At 34.5% G+C, this 18,033-nt stretch carries 15 protein-coding genes; 11 read left to right on the forward strand and 4 right to left on the reverse strand.

Annotated features, from left to right (window positions below; genetic code table 11):
* Positions 1–17: 17 nt before the first annotated feature.
* The 8 genes from ACYQ1E_RS09655 (at position 18) to ACYQ1E_RS09690 (ending at position 6,430) form a co-directional block, all read left to right on the forward strand.
* Positions 18–332, forward strand: a complete 315-nt coding sequence (locus ACYQ1E_RS09655) for a hypothetical protein (RefSeq protein WP_459878623.1) — start codon at positions 18–20, stop codon at positions 330–332.
* 95 nt (positions 333–427) lie between these two features.
* Entirely contained in the window at positions 428–805 is a 378-nt protein-coding gene (locus tag ACYQ1E_RS09660) for a GSKIP domain-containing protein (RefSeq protein WP_459878625.1), read from the forward strand.
* Positions 806–901: 96 nt separating this feature from the next.
* On the forward strand, positions 902–1,363 hold the full coding sequence (locus ACYQ1E_RS09665) for a hypothetical protein (protein ID WP_459878628.1): 462 nt from the start codon (positions 902–904) through the stop codon (positions 1,361–1,363).
* Positions 1,364–1,407: 44 nt separating this feature from the next.
* A complete protein-coding gene (rfbB, locus tag ACYQ1E_RS09670) occupies positions 1,408–2,487 on the forward strand; it encodes a dTDP-glucose 4,6-dehydratase (protein ID WP_459878631.1) in 1,080 nt (359 codons plus the stop codon).
* Positions 2,488–2,520: 33 nt separating this feature from the next.
* Entirely contained in the window at positions 2,521–3,396 is an 876-nt protein-coding gene (gene rfbA / locus ACYQ1E_RS09675; protein ID WP_459878633.1) for a glucose-1-phosphate thymidylyltransferase RfbA, read from the forward strand.
* A 166-nt stretch (positions 3,397–3,562) separates the two neighbouring features.
* Positions 3,563–4,582, forward strand: a complete 1,020-nt coding sequence (locus ACYQ1E_RS09680) for a TRAP transporter substrate-binding protein (protein WP_459878636.1) — start codon at positions 3,563–3,565, stop codon at positions 4,580–4,582.
* Positions 4,583–4,605: 23 nt separating this feature from the next.
* The gene (locus ACYQ1E_RS09685) at positions 4,606–5,064 is read left to right on the forward strand and encodes a TRAP transporter small permease (RefSeq protein ID WP_459878638.1); all 459 of its coding nucleotides are present in this window, start codon (positions 4,606–4,608) and stop codon (positions 5,062–5,064) included.
* A gap of 61 nt (positions 5,065–5,125) precedes the next feature.
* On the forward strand, positions 5,126–6,430 hold the full coding sequence (locus ACYQ1E_RS09690) for a TRAP transporter large permease (protein WP_459878641.1): 1,305 nt from the start codon (positions 5,126–5,128) through the stop codon (positions 6,428–6,430).
* A 90-nt stretch (positions 6,431–6,520) separates the two neighbouring features.
* On the opposite strand, the gene ACYQ1E_RS09695 is transcribed toward ACYQ1E_RS09690, so the two are convergent.
* The 4 genes from ACYQ1E_RS09695 to ACYQ1E_RS09705 are packed head-to-tail and all read right to left on the reverse strand — an operon-like array spanning position 6,521 to position 10,690.
* A complete protein-coding gene (locus tag ACYQ1E_RS09695; RefSeq protein WP_488193122.1) occupies positions 6,521–7,870 on the reverse strand; it encodes a tetrathionate reductase family octaheme c-type cytochrome in 1,350 nt (449 codons plus the stop codon).
* Positions 7,871–8,632, reverse strand: a complete 762-nt coding sequence (locus ACYQ1E_RS16295) for a cytochrome c3 family protein (RefSeq protein WP_488193121.1) — start codon at positions 8,630–8,632, stop codon at positions 7,871–7,873.
* Positions 8,629–9,795, reverse strand: a complete 1,167-nt coding sequence (gene nrfD / locus ACYQ1E_RS09700) for an NrfD/PsrC family molybdoenzyme membrane anchor subunit (RefSeq protein WP_459878644.1) — start codon at positions 9,793–9,795, stop codon at positions 8,629–8,631. The genes ACYQ1E_RS16295 and nrfD overlap by 4 nt, the downstream gene beginning before the upstream one ends.
* Positions 9,785–10,690: a 4Fe-4S dicluster domain-containing protein gene (locus ACYQ1E_RS09705; protein WP_459878647.1), complete on the reverse strand. Its 906-nt coding sequence runs from the start codon at positions 10,688–10,690 to the stop codon at positions 9,785–9,787. Before ACYQ1E_RS09705 ends, nrfD begins: the two co-directional genes overlap by 11 nt.
* Positions 10,691–11,264: 574 nt before the next feature.
* Between ACYQ1E_RS09705 and pgi the strand changes: the two genes are divergently transcribed.
* The 3 genes from pgi (at position 11,265) to ACYQ1E_RS09720 (ending at position 17,721) form a co-directional block, all read left to right on the forward strand.
* On the forward strand, positions 11,265–12,920 hold the full coding sequence (gene pgi, locus ACYQ1E_RS09710) for a glucose-6-phosphate isomerase (RefSeq protein ID WP_459878650.1): 1,656 nt from the start codon (positions 11,265–11,267) through the stop codon (positions 12,918–12,920).
* On the forward strand, positions 12,920–15,919 hold the full coding sequence (locus tag ACYQ1E_RS09715; RefSeq protein ID WP_459878653.1) for an acyl-CoA dehydratase activase: 3,000 nt from the start codon (positions 12,920–12,922) through the stop codon (positions 15,917–15,919). Before pgi ends, ACYQ1E_RS09715 begins: the two co-directional genes overlap by 1 nt.
* A gap of 65 nt (positions 15,920–15,984) precedes the next feature.
* The gene (locus ACYQ1E_RS09720; RefSeq protein ID WP_459878656.1) at positions 15,985–17,721 is read left to right on the forward strand and encodes an aldehyde ferredoxin oxidoreductase family protein; all 1,737 of its coding nucleotides are present in this window, start codon (positions 15,985–15,987) and stop codon (positions 17,719–17,721) included.
* Positions 17,722–18,033: the final 312 nt, after the last annotated feature.

Here is an 18,033-nt window from a genome sequence, read left to right on the forward strand (position 1 = left end):
TTTGTGTGGAGTAAGAGATGGAAAGGATGCCATTAGCGGAGTTAATAGAGAGTGAGTTAAGTGCAGCGATATTTGGCTCAGACAAAGAGGCAATAAAGAGAATAAGCATTTTGTTAAGTGAAAAGATTGAGAAGATAGAAGAAGTAGAACTTGAACAAGAAGAGACAAAATCAGATCTAAAAGTCTTGATAGAGTTAGTTAAACAAGGATTTGATGATGTAAATAAACGCTTCGAAGATATGAATAGACGTTTTGACATGATGTTTAAATTTATGAGTATTGGATTTACAATAATAACAATATTGATTGTGGTATTTAAATTTATTCATTGATAGAGGATATGGCAAAAAGAGGGATAGATTTTCTGCAAAAGACTAAGAATTGCTTTGTTTAAAGGATATAGAAGTTTAATTTTGTGGAGTGAGAGATGGAAAGGATGCCATTAGCGGAATTAATAGAGAGTGAGTTAAGTGCAGCGATATTTGGCTCAGATAAAGAGGCAATAAAGAGAATAAGCATTTTGTTAAGTGAAAAGATTGAGAAGATAGAAGATGTAGAAATTGAACAAGAAGAGACAAAATCAGATCTAAAAGTCTTGATAGAGTTAGTTAAACAAGGATTTGAAGAGGTAAATAGACGGTTTGAAGATATAAATAGAAGATTTGAAGATGTAAATAAACGCTTCGAAGATATGAATAGCCGGTTTGAAGATATAAATAAACGTTTTGACATGATGTTTAAATTTATGAGTATTGGATTTACAATAATAACAATATTGATTGTGGTATTTAAATTTATTCATTGATAGAGGATATGGCAAAAAGAGGGATAGATTTTCTGCAAAAGACTAAGAATTGCTTTGTTTAAAGGATATAGAAGTTTAATTTGTGTGGAGTAAGAGATGGAAAGGATGCCATTAGCGGAATTAATAGAGAGTGAGTTAAGTGCAGCGATATTTGGCTCAGACAAAGAGGCAATAAAGAGAATAAGCATTTTGTTAAGTGAAAAGATTGAGGAGATAGAAGAAATAGAACTTAAACAAGAAGAGACAAAATCAGATTTAAAAGTCTTGATAGAATTAGTTAAACAAGGATTTGAAGACGTAAATAAAAGATTTGAAGAGATAAATAGAAGATTTGAAGATATTAACAAACGCTTTGATGATGTAAATAGACGCTTTGAAGATATTAACAAACGTTTTGAAGATGTAAATAGAAGATTTGAGGATGTAAATAAACGCTTTGAAGATATGAATAGCCGGTTTGAAGATATAAATAAACGTTTTGACATGATGTTTAAATTTATGAGTATTGGATTTACAATAATAACAATATTGATTGTGGTATTTAAATTTATTCATTGATTTGTAGTACAAAGATATAATCCTAAATTTATTTAGGAAATAAAATGGTAAAAGGATATAATACATTATTTGTTACTGGTGGTGCTGGGTTTATAGGGTCGAATTTTATTAGATATGTCTTTGAAAAAACAGAATTTAAAGGCAATATTGTAAATATAGATAAATTGACATATGCAGGAAATCTAGAAAATCTTTCAGATATTTATGAAAAATATAGTGGAGATAAGTATTTTTTTGAAAAAGTGGATATATGTGATTTTAATAAATTAGAAAAAATTTTTGACAAATATAAACCAGATGCAATTATTCATTTTGCAGCAGAATCACATGTGGATAGGTCTATTTATGGTCCAAAGGATTTTATAACTACCAACATTATAGGTACTTTTAATCTATTGGAAATTGCAAGAAAATTCTGGCAAGACAAATACGATATTACAAGATTTCATCATATTAGTACAGATGAAGTATATGGTTCTTTAGAGGATAAAGGATATTTTTACGAACATACTCCTTATGATCCAAGGAGTCCATATTCGGCCTCAAAGGCGTCCTCAGATCATTTAGTAATGGCATATTTTCACACATATGGAATGAATGTTGTAATAACCAATTGTTCAAACAATTATGGACCCTATCAATTTCCAGAAAAACTTATCCCCCTCATGATTTTGAATATGTTGGAAGAAAAGCCCCTTCCTGTTTATGGTGATGGAAAAAATATAAGAGATTGGCTATATGTGGAAGATCATTGCAGGGGAGTTTGGTTAGTCTTAAATAGAGGAAGGCCAGGTGAAAAGTATAATATTGGTGGTGAGAACGAGTGGCGTAATATAGACCTTGTAAATAAACTTTGTGAGGTTGTAGCAAAAAAAAACAATAAGCCAAAGGATTTTTACAAAAGACTTATAACCTTTGTAAAAGACCGCCCTGGACACGACAGAAGATATGCTATAAATTGTGATAAAATAAAAAGGGAACTTGGTTGGAGCCAGAGTGTGGATTTTGAGACAGGCCTTGAAAAAACCGTTGATTGGTATCTGAAAAATCAAAAGTGGATAGAGAATGTGAGATCTGGGCAATATAAAAAGTGGTTAGAACTAAATTACCTCAAAAGGAACTAGATTAATTTTCAAAAATTTTATTAAGGAGACATAATGAAAGGCATTATCCTGGCAGGAGGAAGTGGAACCAGGTTATATCCTATAACCATCCCTATTTGTAAACAGCTTTTACCAATTTATGATAAGCCAATGATTTATTATCCATTATCCACATTAATGTTGGCTGATATTAGGGATATACTTATTATTTCAACGCCAAAAGATACTCCCAGGTTTGAGCAACTTTTTGGCAATGGATCTCAGTATGGTCTAAATATCTCTTACAAGGTTCAGCCAAAGCCAGAAGGTCTTGCACAGGCATTTATTATAGGTGAAGAATTTATTGGTAATGATAATGTGTGTCTTGTTTTAGGCGATAATATATTTTTTGGACACAATTTAACGACCCTTTTAAAAAGAAGTGTTGAGAAAGTAGAAACCCAAGGGGGAGGCGTTATTTTTGGTTATTATGTAAAGGACCCCCAAAGATATGGCGTAGTGGAATTTGATAAAAAGGGAAAGGTTATAGGTATAGAAGAAAAACCAAAATACCCAAAATCAAATTATGCTGTTGTAGGGCTTTATTTTTATGATAATGATGTGGTGGATATTGCAAAACATGTAACTCCTTCCTGGCGAGGAGAGCTGGAAATCACTTCTGTGAATCAGGCATATCTTAAAAAAGGTAAATTAACAGTAGAATTAATGGGGCGTGGATATGCATGGCTTGATACAGGAACAGTAACTAGCTTGTTGGAAGCAAGTAATTTTGTTAAGATTATTGAAGATAGGACAGGACTTAAAATTGGCTGTATAGAAGAGATTGCTTATAGAAAAAAATGGATATCAAAAGAGCAACTTTTGGAAATTGCTAAGATGTTAGAAAAAAGTGGATATGGTGAATATTTAAAGAGAATAGCCCAGAGCTGAATTTATTTGTATACCTTTCTAAATAGCCTTAAGTGAGAAATAGTATTTTTCATAAAAAAACACTAAAAAGGTATGGGATACAAATATAATAAGGCGGTCAATAGCCGCAGATTATACTTTTTTCTGCGGCTTTTTTATTTAAATTCAAAAAATGAGGAGGTTTATTATGGGAAGGAAGGTATTTTTTACATGGGTTTTCTGGTTTACTCTTTTAATTTTTGGGATGAGTTTACCTATACACCTTAAGGCAAAGACTATCCGTCTCACCTATGCCAATTTTCCACCAGCTTCCACATTTCCCTGCGTGCAAATGGAAAGGTGGAAAAAAGAGATAGAAAAAAGGACACACAATAAGGTTCAGATCCTCACATTTCCAGGAGGCACATTACTTGGGGCAAAAAACATGTTCAGGGGCGTAATTCAAGGGCAAGCAGATATTGGATGCCTTTGCATGTCATATCAACCTGGGGTTTTCCCTTTAACAACAGTTATAGGTCTTCCTTTAGGTTTTAAAGACTCTAAAACAGCATCCTTGGTTTTGTGGGAAATTTATAATAAATACAAACCAAAAGAATTTTCAAAAGTAAAAGTAATAACACTTTTTACATCTGCCCCCTCTAATATTATGTCAAAAGTTCCTATAAAAAGGTTATCAGACCTAAAAGGCCTTGAGCTCAGGGCATCTGGTACTGCATCTGAAATTTTAGAACTTCTCGGAGCAACTCCTGTATCCATGCCCATGTCTGAGACACCTGAAGCCCTTCAAAAAGGAATTGTTAAAGGACTTCTTTCATCATTAGAGGTTTTAAAAGATCTAAATTTTGCTTCTTATTGTCCCTATGAGACTATAACCAATTTTCAGGTATATCCATTTGCTGTGGTAATGAACAAAAAGAAATGGGAAAAGCTTCCTCCTGATGTAAAAAAAGTTATCGATGAAATCTCAAAAGAACATGCTGCATGGACTGGTGAGTATATGGACAACCACGTAAAAGAGGCAATTCAATACGCAAAAGAAAAATATAATGCAAAGCTATTTTATTTTTCAAAACAAGATATGCAAAAATCTAATAAATTATTAAAAAAAGTTATACTTAAATGGAAGAAAATGGCTAATAAAGCAAATCTACCTGCAGATGAAATACTCAAAGACGTTTATAAATTTAAGAGTAAATATGAACATTAAGGCATTGTAAAGGCGTAGTTGTCATGTCTTTTAAAATCATAGATAAAATAAATAGATATTTAAATATCCTTGCAGGATGTATGTTGATACTAATGATGTTGCTTGCAACGTCAAATATTATACTTAGATTTTTTGGACATCCCATAAAAGGCACCTTTGAGATCCTGGGATTTTTAGGTGCTATTGTTTGTAGTCTATCTCTCCTTGAAACTGAACAAAAAGGAGGACATATAACCATTGGACTTTTATATGAAAAACTACCTAACCAAATAAAACCATTTCTAGATTTTGTAACATTAATTTTATCTATCAGTTTTTTATTCCTTATTTGTTATAAACTATTTCAACTGGGATTTTCAATAAAGGAGTATGGAGAGTTATCTGAAACTCTCCATATTCCTTATTATCCAATTATATTTATTTGCGCATTTGGTGTGTTATCTTTAATAATTTTTATGTTATTTAATTTTTTAAAAAAATAGGCATAACTTGTTTTAATGTATTTGTCTCATTAGCTAAAAATCATTCTATTGGAAGGAATACATGGATTTTACATCAATTGGGATTGCAGGAATTATAGTTTTGTTAGTCACTATGTTCTTTTTGAGAATACCAGTTGGCTTTGCCATGGGTATAGTTGGATTTTTAGGTTTTTGGATATGTATTAATTTTAATGCAGCCCTGGGCATGATAGGAGAAGAGACGTGGAAAGTGCTTTCTTCTTATGGGCTGACTGTTATCCCGCTTTTTATACTTATGGGGCAGATATGTTTTTATTCAGGAGTAAATAAAAGGATGTACAGATGGGCTAATGTCATCCTTGGAGAAATCAAAGGCGGGTTGGCCATGGCAACGATCATTGCCTGTGCTGGATTTTCTGCAATATGTGGATCAAATACAGCAACAGCTGCTACCATGGCCACTGTGGCCTTGCCTGAGATGAAAAAATATGGCTATGACCCGGCATTTAGTGCAGGAGTTGTGGCAACTGGCGCCACCCTGGGTGTGCTTATTCCCCCTAGTGTTGTGCTCATAATAATTGGTCTGCAGACAGGACAATCAATAAGGGACCTATTTTTAGGCTCAGTTATCCCTGGACTTTTGCTCACATTTGGATTTCTTCTTGGTATCCTAATAATCTGCCAGGTGATTCCATCCCTTGTTCCAGGCGGGAGTCCTACCTCTTTAAAAGACAAGATCAAGGCATTATTTGGTTTCTGGGAAGTGTTTTTACTTTTTGCACTTGTGATAGGAGGATTATCATTTGGAATATTTACCCCTAGCGAGGCTGGAGCAGCGGGAACTTTTTTGGCATTAATGATTAGCCTTTTTAGAAAAAATCTTGGATTTAAAGAATTATTTAATGCTATTTATGATACTTTAAAAATTTCGTGTATGATTTATGTAATCATACTTGGTGCTGTGATATTTGGAAGGTTTTTAACTATTACAAGAATTCCCTATGATACTGCATCTTATGTAACATCCTTAAACCTACCAAGTTGGATTATTATGGGACTGGTTTTTTTGATATATTTAATTGGTGGTGCTATAATGGATGCATTGGCACTTCTTCTTATAACCATTCCTATATTTTTTCCAGTGGCAAAATCTCTAGGTTACGATCCAATATGGTTTGGTGTATGGATTACTCTTATTACCACTATGGGAGCTGTTACACCTCCTGTTGGAATAAATGTCTTTATTGTATCTGCCATGGATAAAGAATTAAATTTAGCCAAAGTTATTAAAGGAGTTATTATATTTTTACCTATTTTTATAATAATAATATTTTTGTTACTTGCCTTTCCCAAATTGGTCACATGGCTACCCCATTTTATAACTTAGTTTATTGGAGAGTTATTGTTTTTTTATTGATTAGGATGTAAATAAAACAGGGAGTCTTTATTAAGGCTCCCTGTTTTTTAATAAAGCATATTACTTTTTATATCCCAAAGGAAGCTGGGTAAATCTTCCTCCATATATAATAGGATCTCCTTTATATCCAAGGGCCTTAAAATTAATATAATCAGTTTGTCCTATTAACTTTTGTACATCTCTTCCTTTCATATGCAAGTATTTAAAATCTACCCCTTTAAACGCTAATTTTTTAAATTCTATATTTCTATTATCTTGATGACACCTATTACAGGTCCTCTCTCCCTTAAGGCTTTCATGACATTGTACGCACGACAAAGCATACTCTTTAGGCATTACTTCATGTTCAATCCTCCAATACATCCTAGTTCCTACCCACATATATTTTCCACTATATTTTAATCCTGCCTTTTTCATCCCTTCTTTAAAACTCTTTTGCCAGTCAAAATTTTTCCAATATGCACTTTTGTCTTTTTTATTATATGGGAATAAATGGGGAATAAGTAAATATCTATATTTGGCATCTGCTCCTTGAATTCCTTTCATGACCTTAAAAGGAGTTATTTTAGACATAGGATCTTTTATTGACCCTATTGGTTCTACAATATTAGTAAAAACTAACTTCTGTTTTTCCTCATAGGTAAGAGATTCATTAGGATCAAATCCTCTGGCCTCTGGATTTATTTTATCTCCTATAAACATCCTTTTAACATAACCATTAAACCATTTATAAACTGGTTTTGCTGATTCCTTCCAGCGAAAATTTCCTTTTTTAAAATGATATGTTGGTCTGCCATACTTGCCTTTTTCTATCCCTCTTTTTTTGTCTCCAGCAGTAGACCAATCCCACCATACCTTGGTTGGTATACACTTGGCATAAATAGGAGAATGACAGGTGTTGCAATCTATGGTTTTACAATGTTTGTTTAAATGATGGTCTAATAGACTATTACGATAATGGGGAGTATTAGAATGACAATCCTCACAGGTAATAACCCCTTCTACCACAGGAGAAGACATGCTTCTTCCAGGAATCTTATGATTTTTAGTTTTATGGCAGTCAATACATTCAAATCCATAGCCACCCATATGTATGTCACATGTCCTACTTGGCCAATATAGAGCAGAATTTAAATCTGCATGTTTTACTGCATCTCCACCTCCACCACTAAAATGGCAATAACCACAATTTTTTCTTTTAGGATGTCCCACATTTTGAGCTACATAAGTTAAATCAACACGTTTGTCTGGCATTCCAGCCTTAGGAGGAGCTTTTTTATAACTTCCAGTCTGGTCATGACATATTAAGCAATCCATTTTTGTCATATCTGAAAAATCAAAAGAAGAATCTTTCCATCCATATCCTGCATGACAACTTGTGCAACGAGCCTCGTTGCTAATTGGAGATATTCAGTCATTATTTAAGACATCTGTTCCTTTCCCATGTTTTATACACTTAAGATGATTTACTGTATAAGGAGAAGGTCCTCTCCACAACCAATGTGCAGATGTTAACATCTCCCGACCTGCATTTATATGACAGCGTAAACACTCCTGTGTAACCTGAGTAGGTGTAGGATCTTTGGGTAGCTTCACAAGTTTCTTATGATCTGGCACATTTTTTAAATGACAACCTGTACACCTAATAGGACCTTTTTGCCTTTGCTTGTGACATCCTATACACCTTTGATGATATGCAGCTTTTAATCCTATTCTCCCCGCATGTTCTGGATTAAAGGCATCTTGATGACATGCCCTACATGGAAGTATTTTATTTGGTGAATCCTTTGGACTATAATGATGACATATAACACAATTTTCATTTAAAGTCTTTGCATGAGCTCCATGCATAAACCTTACTGGGCCATATATATCTTCATATGTATTTACAAAAGGACTTTGCAGTACCATATAAGTGGATTTTATGTCCTTTATTCCTATACCCAAATGTCTAAACCTCATTTGCCTTAATATTATATCCTCTTTAAATACATCTTTTACAAATTCATATTTTTTTTGAGCTAATTTTAAAGCTTTTATGTGATCTTTAGGTACCCATGTTGATGGTCTTGGGTGATAATCTTTTCTTATTTTTGTAGTTGCATCAGGAGAGCTGTAAGAATTACTCACAACAAGACATAACATAGTTAGTAAGAATATAATTTTTTTCATTTTCTACCTCCTTCTTTTGGAGCAGAAATTACAGGACAAAATGTCACAAACACACGATATAAGAAAAATATAGCAGAAACAAATGAACAAGTTACCAATATTTCTCCTATGGAAGGATAATAAGTACATTTAGCAAAATGAGGATTAAAACCGACTATAAACACATTTATTCTATTTAAAAGGACTCCTAAAACAATAAGTAAACTCGCAATAAAAAGTAACCGTCTTGAATTTCTAACTTTATCAAAAAGTAACATAATCCATGGGACTATAGCGCCAAAAACTATTTCAATTAATAATGAATTACTTTGGCCTGTACCATCAAAGATATTCCAAAATTTTCCTCTATATATTAAATCTCCCAATTTAAGAGCAATATAAATGCCAAGCAGAATAATAACTATTCTAGACAACTTACTCAAAATATCCATTTCTGAAGATAATTTTAAAGATGAGGTGGCTATAGTTGTCTCTACAATTACCATTGGGTATCCCACAGCAAATGCTGAGGTTAAAAATAAAAGTGGAAGTATAGGAGTATACCATAAAGAAGATAATTTTGTTGGAGCTATTAACAATAATGTACCTAAACTAGACTGGTGCATACAAGATAAAACAACCCCTAGTACAATAAATATCCACATAAATTTACCTAATCCTTTATTCAAAGACTTTAAAATTGAAATTTTTTCACCATATCTTTCTGCAATTACAGGTAAGAATTCTATCCACAATACAGTTAAATATGTCATTACACACATACCTACTTCAAATAAAACAGATGTATGGTTTTGAAAAATAATAGGTTTCCATATTGCCCAGGAGCGTCCAATATCTACAAATACACCCAAAGCTACAAAGGTATATCCCAAGGCAGCTGTTAGTAAGGCTGGACGGGTAATAGGTTTGTAAAATTTTTTCCCCAGTATGTGAGCCAAAAAAGCAGTAGTAAATCCTCCTGCTGCAAGGGCAACCCCCGACGCTACATCAATTGCTATCCAGATACCCCAAGGATAACTATAACTTAAATTAGTTGTATAACCAAGTCCTTTGGTATATCTGAAAGCTAAGACTATAATTCCTGCTATCATAAATCCAGTTGCCACCAACATTCCAGGAGTCCAAAAAGGAGTATCCAGAAGTGGACGAGGTCTATTTTTCATTTCCCTCCTCCTTATGTTTATTTATTGCCATTATTCCACTTAATACACCAAATAATACAATAGGTGACCATAAATAAGTAAACAAAGTGGATTGAATTGTTTCAGTAAGTTTAGGAATAGGCCTTTTTGGTACAGAAGGAAAACCAAGTTCTTCCATTGGCTGGCCTGAAATGTACAACCAACAAGTGCCACCAACTTCTTTTTCTCCATAGATATGGTCTATATACCTTCCAGGATCTTGTTTTATTCTATTTTTAGCTATTTGCAATAGGTCTTTTCTTCTGCCAAAGGTAATGGCCTCAGTAGGACAAACAGAAGCACAAGCAGGCTTTCCTCCTTTTTTAGAAATTCTTTCAAAACAAAAAGTGCATTTTCTAACCCTGGGAGTAATAGGATTAAAGTATTCATAAGCAGGAATTTCAAAAGGACATGCAACCATACAATATCTGCATCCAATACATTTTTTTACATCATAATAGACAGCACCATTTGGTTGTTTACTTAGTGCACCTGTAATACATGCAGAAGCACAAGCAGGATCCTGGCAATGCATACATTGTATTTTGACATAGGTAGGCAGTAGATTTCCTTCTTTATCTTGTTTTTTGTTGGAAAAAAATCTATTTACAACAGTAAAGGCCTTGTCACTTGGTCTTCTCTTTTCCTCAAATACAGTTTTATCTTCAAAATCCTTTTCTGGTTCAGGCAGATTATTTGCTTCATTACATGCTAATTCACATTTTCTACATCCAATACATCGTGTTACATCAACTAAACAAGCAAAAGGATTCTCTGGTGCCCTGGATTTCCAGGCCTGTGAATCTTTTGGAAGAAACATACTCGTGCCAGCCACCCCTATACTTGTCAGAAATTCCCTCCGGCTTATGTGTTTCATAGATCTCACCTCCTTTTTTCACATCCATTTTTGTAAGACACCTATTCCCCTCGCAAACTTTATTGTCTGTTTAAATGTTAATACATCTAAACTCAGCGAGCTATCTATTTTAGAGATAACTCAACAATAAAATTTTTAAATAGCACATTTTAAATCGTAATGTCTATAAAAAAAATGAATTAAACTCAGATAAGAGATAGGTACAACAACTTGATTTTTTGTTTTATACTAACTGTTAAAAGTGCAATAAATTCCTAGGTAAAGGGTCATTGGCAATCCACTTTTAGGGTGCAGATCTTCAGCAATCAGATTTCAGGTTGGAGCTAACAAATGTTGGGAATTATACAATAAAGACACTATCTTGTGAAAGATACTATAAAAATCAATCTTTCAAAAGAGGGATTTAAAAAAATGATAAAATTATTCCTTAAAAATTATGGAAAAGAGGCACAAAAAATATTAGCTTAAAGCAAGTAAAGGAAAAGTTTTATGGTTTCAATCTATCTATTTGACCTAAGGGTTCAATTTAACTTAATAAAAATTTTAACAACACCTAAACCCAAGGAGTAATATTATGGATTATTTTTTTTCCAAAACCTTAACATATAAAAATCTATGTAAACATTATACAGAAATAAAGGATATCCCAATGAGGGATATGTTTTTACAGGACAAAGAGAGGTTTAAAAAATTCAGTATAAAATTAGGCCCTATTTTATTTGATTATTCAAAAAACAGAATTACTCAAAAAACTATAGAGCTTCTTTTAGAATTGGCAGATGAGGCCTGTTTAAAGGAAAAAATTAACGGGATGTTTTCTGGAGAGATCATAAATACTACTGAGAAAAGGCGGGTTATGCACTGGGCCTTACGGTGTCCAGAAAATGAACAAATAGTTATTGATGGAACTGACTGGTCTAAAGAGATTCATTCAGTTTTAAAGAGGATAGAGAGATTTGTTGGGGACGTGAGATCTGGCACATGGAAGGGATTTACAGGCAAGAAGATAACAGATGTAGTTAATCTCGGAATTGGTGGATCAGACCTTGGCCCTAAAATGGTTGTTCACGCCCTGGATTTTCTGGCATCTGATGACCTTAAGGTGCATTTTGTATCAAATGTAGATCCTGCCCATTTAAATAAGACATTAAAACATTTATCACCAGAGACTACTCTTTTTATAATATCTTCCAAATCCTTCACAACACAGGAGACCATGGAAAATGCAAAAAGGGCGAGGACGTGGATAGTAGAAAAATTTGGAGATGATAGGTGTGTTGAAAGACATTTTGTAGCAATTTCAACAAATAGAGAGGGAGTGATTGATTTTGGCATAGATCCAAAAAATATGTTTGAATTCTGGGATTTTGTAGGGGGAAGGTATTCCCTTTGGTCTGCTATTGGCACCTCAATTGCCCTTTCAATAGGATTTGATAATTTTAAAGAGCTCTTAAAAGGCGCTAATATGGTGGATAATCACTTTAAAAATGCTGATTTTAAAGAAAATATTCCTGTTATTATGGGACTTTTAGATGTATGGTATGTAAACTTCTTTGGGGCAAAGTCCATTGCAATCCTGCCATATTCTCAGTGCTTAGAAGAGTTCCCAAACCATCTCCAGCAACTAATTATGGAGTCAAATGGAAAAAGGATTACCACAGATGGAAGGGAGGTAGATTTTCATACCTCTCCAGTTGTGTGGGGACGGGTAGGCACAGATGGCCAACATTCATTTTATCAGCTTTTACATCAGGGAACTCAAATAATTCCCTGCGATTTTATTGGTTTTGTTAAAAATCCATACAATACAGAAGATCAGCACGATATATTTATGGCAAATTTCTTTGCCCAGACCAGGGCCCTTATGCAGGGCAAGGACGAAAAAGAGGTGCTCGATGAGCTAAAGAAAAATTCTAAGGATGCCCAAAAGATTAATAATATTTTACCACACAAGATATTTCCAGGAAATAGACCATCTAATTCCATTTTAATAGATGAGCTCAATCCCTTTACCCTTGGAGCACTCATCGCCCTCTATGAACACAGGGTATTTGTGCAGGGGTGTATATGGAATATTAATTCCTTTGACCAATGGGGGGTTGAGCTGGGGAAAAGACTTGCAAAGGACATAATTGATAAGCTAAACAAGGACGTGATGTGTGAAGTTTATGATTCATCTACAAATGGACTTATAAATTATTACAATAAAACAAAAAGGGGTGAGAGATAGTGTATTATCTTGGAGTTGACGTAGGTTCAATTAGCATAAATGCTGTATTAATAAATGAAAATAAAGAAGTTATATACGAAGCTCCTTATACAAGACATTTTGGCATCATTTATGAGAATACATACAGGGTATTAACTGATATTTTAGAAAAATATCCATTAGATGAGATTAAAGGATGTTTATTTACTGGCTCAAATGGTAAATTGATTGCAGATATGTTAGATGCACCCTATGAGGTAGAAACCATATGTATTGTGGAGGGTGCAACCAATGTTGTTCCTGGAGTAAGATCAATTATAAATATTGGTGGACAGGATGCAATGCTATTTAATCTCTCCTATAGTGAAGGTAAATTTTTTTTAAATAATTTTTCAATAAATGGACCCTGTGCCTCTGGTACAGGTTCTTTTATTGATCAGCAGGCAGAAAGGCTTGCTATCTCCATGTATGGAGAAGATTTTAAACTTACCCAGGACAAGCTAGACACTACATTAAAAGAATTTATTGAGCTAGGACTTAAAAGTTCATCTCCAGCACCTGTTGCTTGCAGGTGCACGGTTTTTACAAAGTCTGATATGATCCACCTGCAAAATAAAGGTGAGCCCCTTGAAAACATTATAGCCGGGCTCCATTATGGAAATGCACAAAATTTTATCAGCACAATAGTTGGCAATGTGGAAGTTGAATCTCCAGTAATTTTTATTGGTGGAATGGCAGCAAATAGGCTTCAGTATCTTGCCCTGAAAAAGTATTTCCCAGACCTTTTTATACCAAAATATTTTAGATCTATTGGTGCTATTGGGGCTGCAATTTTATCTATGAGGAATGGGAATTTTTCATTAAAAGAGATAAATAAGCTAAAAAAGGCAACTAAATTTTTAGCTGGTGATTTTCCAAGGGCAAAACCCCTTGTGCTTGAAGTCTCAAAATTTAATGAAAGCAAAGAAATAACTCCACCAAAAAAGCAGGGTAGTTTTGCCGGTTATCTTGGGATAGATATAGGCTCTACCAGCACAAAGTATGCATTTATTGATAAAGATGGAAATATAATTTCAAAATGTTATGTGACAACCAGGGGTAAACCAATAGAGGTAACCCAATATCTGCTTTTAGACCTTTTGAAAAAACTTGGAGAAGACGTTGAGATCTTAGGGATTGCAACAACTGGGTCTGGTAGAAATGTAGTGGGAGATTTTTTAGATGCAGACCTTATTATTGATGAGATAACTGCCCATAGCAAGGGGGCTGTGTCAGTAGACAATAAAGTAGATACCATATTTGAGATAGGTGGCCAGGATTCAAAATATATCAGGATAAAGGACACCTATCCCATTGATTTTGATATGAATAAGATTTGTGCAGCAGGCACAGGAAGTTTTTTGCATGAACTTGCAAATAAATTGGGCATAAATATTGTTGGCGAGTTTCAGGAAATAGCCCTGAGTTCAGAAAATCCAATTAGTCTGACTGAGAGATGCACTGTTTTTATGGAATCTGATTTAATGGGATATTTGCAGCAAGGGGCAAAAATAGAGGATTTAATTGCTGGCCTTTGTTATGCCATTGTCCACAATTATTTAAATAGGGTTGTTGGCAAAAGATTTATTGGAAACAAGATTATGTTTTTGGGTGGCCCTTCTTTAAATAAGGCTATAGTTGCTGCCTTTGAAAGGGTCCTTGAAAAAGAGATCCTGGTTCCACCAAACAGGGAGGTTATGGGTGCCTATGGTGCAGCATTGCTTGTGAAACAAAGATTAGAAGGCTCTCAAGAAAAACCAAAAAAAAGGAGGATAAAAGAGCTGGCTAATACAAAGGTAACTTACAAAGAGACAATATGCAAGGCAGATCCAAACTGCACTAATGAATGCAAATTAAAGGTATATAATTTTCAAGGAAGAAAGAGTATATGGGGCGGTGATTGTGGAAGATACGAGGTCACAAATTATATGGGAGAGCCATGCGAGGATTATTTTCAAAAAAGGGAGGAAATATTTTTAGATATTTTAAAGAAATGGGATATTGAGCCAGGAAAGGAATCAGGCAAAAAGGGCTCAGCACTTATTGGAATTCCCTTTGCCCTCCATTTTCTTGAATGGTCTATTTTATGGGGAATATTTTTTAAAGAGCTTGGGTTTGATGTGTTCCTTACCCCAAAGACCAATACAAATATTTCAAAGATTGGAGTGGAGTCTGTTGTAACTGATATGTGTTTTCCAATAAAAGTATTTCATGGACATGTGAAATTTTTAAAAGATAGATGTGATTTTTTGTTTCTTCCAAATGTAATAGATATGCCGTCGTATAGTAATGAAGAAAAATCCATGTTTTGTCCAATGGTGGAAGCATCTGGATATATTGTAAAAAGTGGATTGGATATTGATGAAAAAAAGATATTAAGAACACATGTGTATTTAAAAGATGGGCCAGATAGTATTGCTCATGACTTATATGAAGATATTGGCGATAAACTAAAGGTATCTGAAAAAGAGATAAAAAGGGCAATAGATATAGGATTTTTAGAATATAACAGATATAAAGAGAAGTTAATTGAGATAGGTAAGAATGTTTTGGAAAGGAATAAAGAGAGACCAATCTGGATTGTAAGTGGCAGGCCCTACAATTTATATGATGGGAGATTGAATTTACATATTGGCTCAAGGCTGGCAAAAAGGGGGATTTTGGCATTACCAATTGATTTTATTGATTTATCTAAGATCGATTTATCAGATTTTCCAAGGATGTATTGGGGCTTTGGCTCAAAAATATTGAGACTTGCCAAGTATATAAAATCTCATCCAAATCTTTTTGGTGTTCATATAACAAATTTTAGTTGTGGGCCTGATTCATTTATAGAACACTTTTATAAATTTATTTTAGAAAATAAGCCCTATCTAATCCTGGAATTTGATGAGCATACTGGGGTTGCAGGGGTTTTGACAAGGATAGAGGCCTACTATCATGTAGTCAGCAGTGTATTTGGTAAGTTTTTAGAAAATTGATTGACTTCATTTTTGATAAGTGGATAAGATGGTGCAAGGGTAAACTAAAAATAGGAGGTGGAGATATGGAAAAAATTCTCAGAATAAATACAAGGACCCTGGAATATAAGTTTGAAGGGGTGTCTGATGATTTAGCATATCTTGGGGGAAGGGCCTTTACATCTAGGATTATTAGACAGGAAGTTCCACCCAGGACACATCCCTTAGGGAGGGAAAACAAGCTGGTAATAGCTCCTGGGATACTTACAGGGACTCCAGTAGTTAATTCTGGGAGGATTTCTGTTGGTGCAAAATCCCCCTTAACAGGAGGCATAAAAGAGTCAAATGCTGGAGGGACTTTGTCCCAGAAATTGGCAAAACTGGGAATAAAAGCGGTTATTTTAGAAGATAAGCCTGAAAATAAATCTAAACCCAAGGTTGTATTTATAAATAAGGATGGAGTAGCAATTGAAGAAGTTCCTGAGCTTGAAGGAAAAGGTACCTATAGGAGTGCGGAGAGGCTATTTGAGAGATATGGAGACAAGGTGGCAATTATGGTAATTGGTCCTGCAGGAGAGGATTTGCGCCTTGGCGCTTCTATCCAATTTACTGATCCAAAGGGCAGACCTGCTAGAGCTGCAGGCAGGGGAGGTCTTGGCGCTGTTATGGGTTCCAAAGGGATTAAGGCAATAGTTGTAGATGATACAGGCGGAGCAGGAGTAGAGATTGCAGATAAAGAAACATTTAAGGCTGCTTCTAAGAGGTGGACAGAAATCTTACAGGCACATCCTGTTACATCAGAGGGATTGCCATCCCTTGGTACAGCAATTTTGATAAAAATCATTAATGAAGCTGGTGCACTTCCAACCAAAAATTTTAGATATGGACGATTTGATAAGGCAGAGGAAGTTAGTGGTGAAAAAATGGTTGAAATTATAGAAAAGAGAGGTGGGGTTGTAAAAGAAGGATGTCATCCAGGATGTATTATCCAGTGCTCCCAGGCCTATGTTGATGAAAAGGGAGAGTATATTACCTCAGGTTTTGAATATGAAACAATTTGGGCACTTGGTCCTAACACTACAATATCAGATTTGGATGACCTTGCAGTGTTAGATCGTATGTGTGATGATCTGGGGCTGGACACAATTGAAATGGGAAATACCATTGCAGTGGCCATGGAGGGAGGACTCATCCCTTGGGGAGATGGAAAGGCTGCAATTCAGCTATTAAAAAGGGTCTATCTTAAAGAAGATTATCTGGGCAAGATAATTGCCAATGGAGCTTCTTTTACTGGCAAGGCCTTTGGAGTTGAAAGGGTGCCAGTTGTAAAAGGTCAGTCCCTTCCTGCATATGATCCAAGAGCTGTCAAGGGTGTAGGAGTGACATACGCGACTAGCCCTATGGGAGCTGACCACACTGCTGGTTATGCAGTATGTCAGAATATATTAAAGGTTGGAGGAGACATAGATCCTTTGAAAAAAGAGGGGAATGTAGAGGTCTCTAAAAACTTACAAATCGCCACTGCAGCAATTGATTCTACAGGTCTTTGTTTATTTGTTGCCTTTGCTGTGCTTGACACTGAAGATGCAATGGATACCATAGCAAAACTTATCAGTGCAAAGACTGGCAAACAAATAAATGTTGAGGACTTAATTAAGTTAGGGATTAGTGTGCTGAAGGATGAATATTCTTTTAACTATGATGCTGGTTTTACCAAGAATCAAGATCAATTACCTGAATTTTTCTTAAAGGAAAAGTTCCCTCCACATAATACTGTATGGGATTTTACAATAGATGAACTCCAGGCTGCCAAGGTTTTATAGGATTCAAAGGTGGATCAGTTTAAACACAAGGGACATTGTGATGTAAATCATTTATTATTTATTAATGGTTTCTTATTTTTTTACCTTAATAAGAGGATTAATTTTTCACAATCCCTCTTTTGAGGGATTGATTTTTAAAAAAAGTAAGTTAACAATGAAATCAAATATTAGACTAACTATAAAGTTTTTTTGAAAAAAGGAGTATATTTGTTATTTTTTGGGAGTAAAAACTATTTACCTGTGACGTCAAATCAGGAAGGTAACTATAGTTTTTTAGGCACAAACATCTTAAGGGTTCAATGATGAGTTCAA

Source organism: Desulfothermus naphthae (assembly GCF_054657475.1).

What these genes read in the sequence shown, in the direction of transcription:
- ACYQ1E_RS09690 (WP_459878641.1), top strand. Translation starts at nt 5,126, where the DNA reads ATGGATTTTACATCAATTGGGATTGCAGGAATTATAGTTTTGTTAGTC.
- ACYQ1E_RS09660 (WP_459878625.1), top strand. Translation starts at nt 428, where the DNA reads ATGGAAAGGATGCCATTAGCGGAATTAATAGAGAGTGAGTTAAGTGCA.
- pgi (WP_459878650.1), top strand. Translation starts at nt 11,265, where the DNA reads ATGGATTATTTTTTTTCCAAAACCTTAACATATAAAAATCTATGTAAA.
- ACYQ1E_RS16295 (WP_488193121.1), bottom strand. Translation starts at nt 8,632, where the DNA reads ATGAAAAAAATTATATTCTTACTAACTATGTTATGTCTTGTTGTGAGT.
- ACYQ1E_RS09685 (WP_459878638.1), top strand. Translation starts at nt 4,606, where the DNA reads ATGTCTTTTAAAATCATAGATAAAATAAATAGATATTTAAATATCCTT.
- ACYQ1E_RS09655 (WP_459878623.1), top strand. Translation starts at nt 18, where the DNA reads ATGGAAAGGATGCCATTAGCGGAGTTAATAGAGAGTGAGTTAAGTGCA.
- ACYQ1E_RS09720 (WP_459878656.1), top strand. Translation starts at nt 15,985, where the DNA reads ATGGAAAAAATTCTCAGAATAAATACAAGGACCCTGGAATATAAGTTT.
- ACYQ1E_RS09705 (WP_459878647.1), bottom strand. Translation starts at nt 10,690, where the DNA reads ATGAAACACATAAGCCGGAGGGAATTTCTGACAAGTATAGGGGTGGCT.
- rfbB (WP_459878631.1), top strand. Translation starts at nt 1,408, where the DNA reads ATGGTAAAAGGATATAATACATTATTTGTTACTGGTGGTGCTGGGTTT.
- ACYQ1E_RS09665 (WP_459878628.1), top strand. Translation starts at nt 902, where the DNA reads ATGGAAAGGATGCCATTAGCGGAATTAATAGAGAGTGAGTTAAGTGCA.
- ACYQ1E_RS09680 (WP_459878636.1), top strand. Translation starts at nt 3,563, where the DNA reads ATGGGAAGGAAGGTATTTTTTACATGGGTTTTCTGGTTTACTCTTTTA.
- rfbA (WP_459878633.1), top strand. Translation starts at nt 2,521, where the DNA reads ATGAAAGGCATTATCCTGGCAGGAGGAAGTGGAACCAGGTTATATCCT.
- nrfD (WP_459878644.1), bottom strand. Translation starts at nt 9,795, where the DNA reads ATGAAAAATAGACCTCGTCCACTTCTGGATACTCCTTTTTGGACTCCT.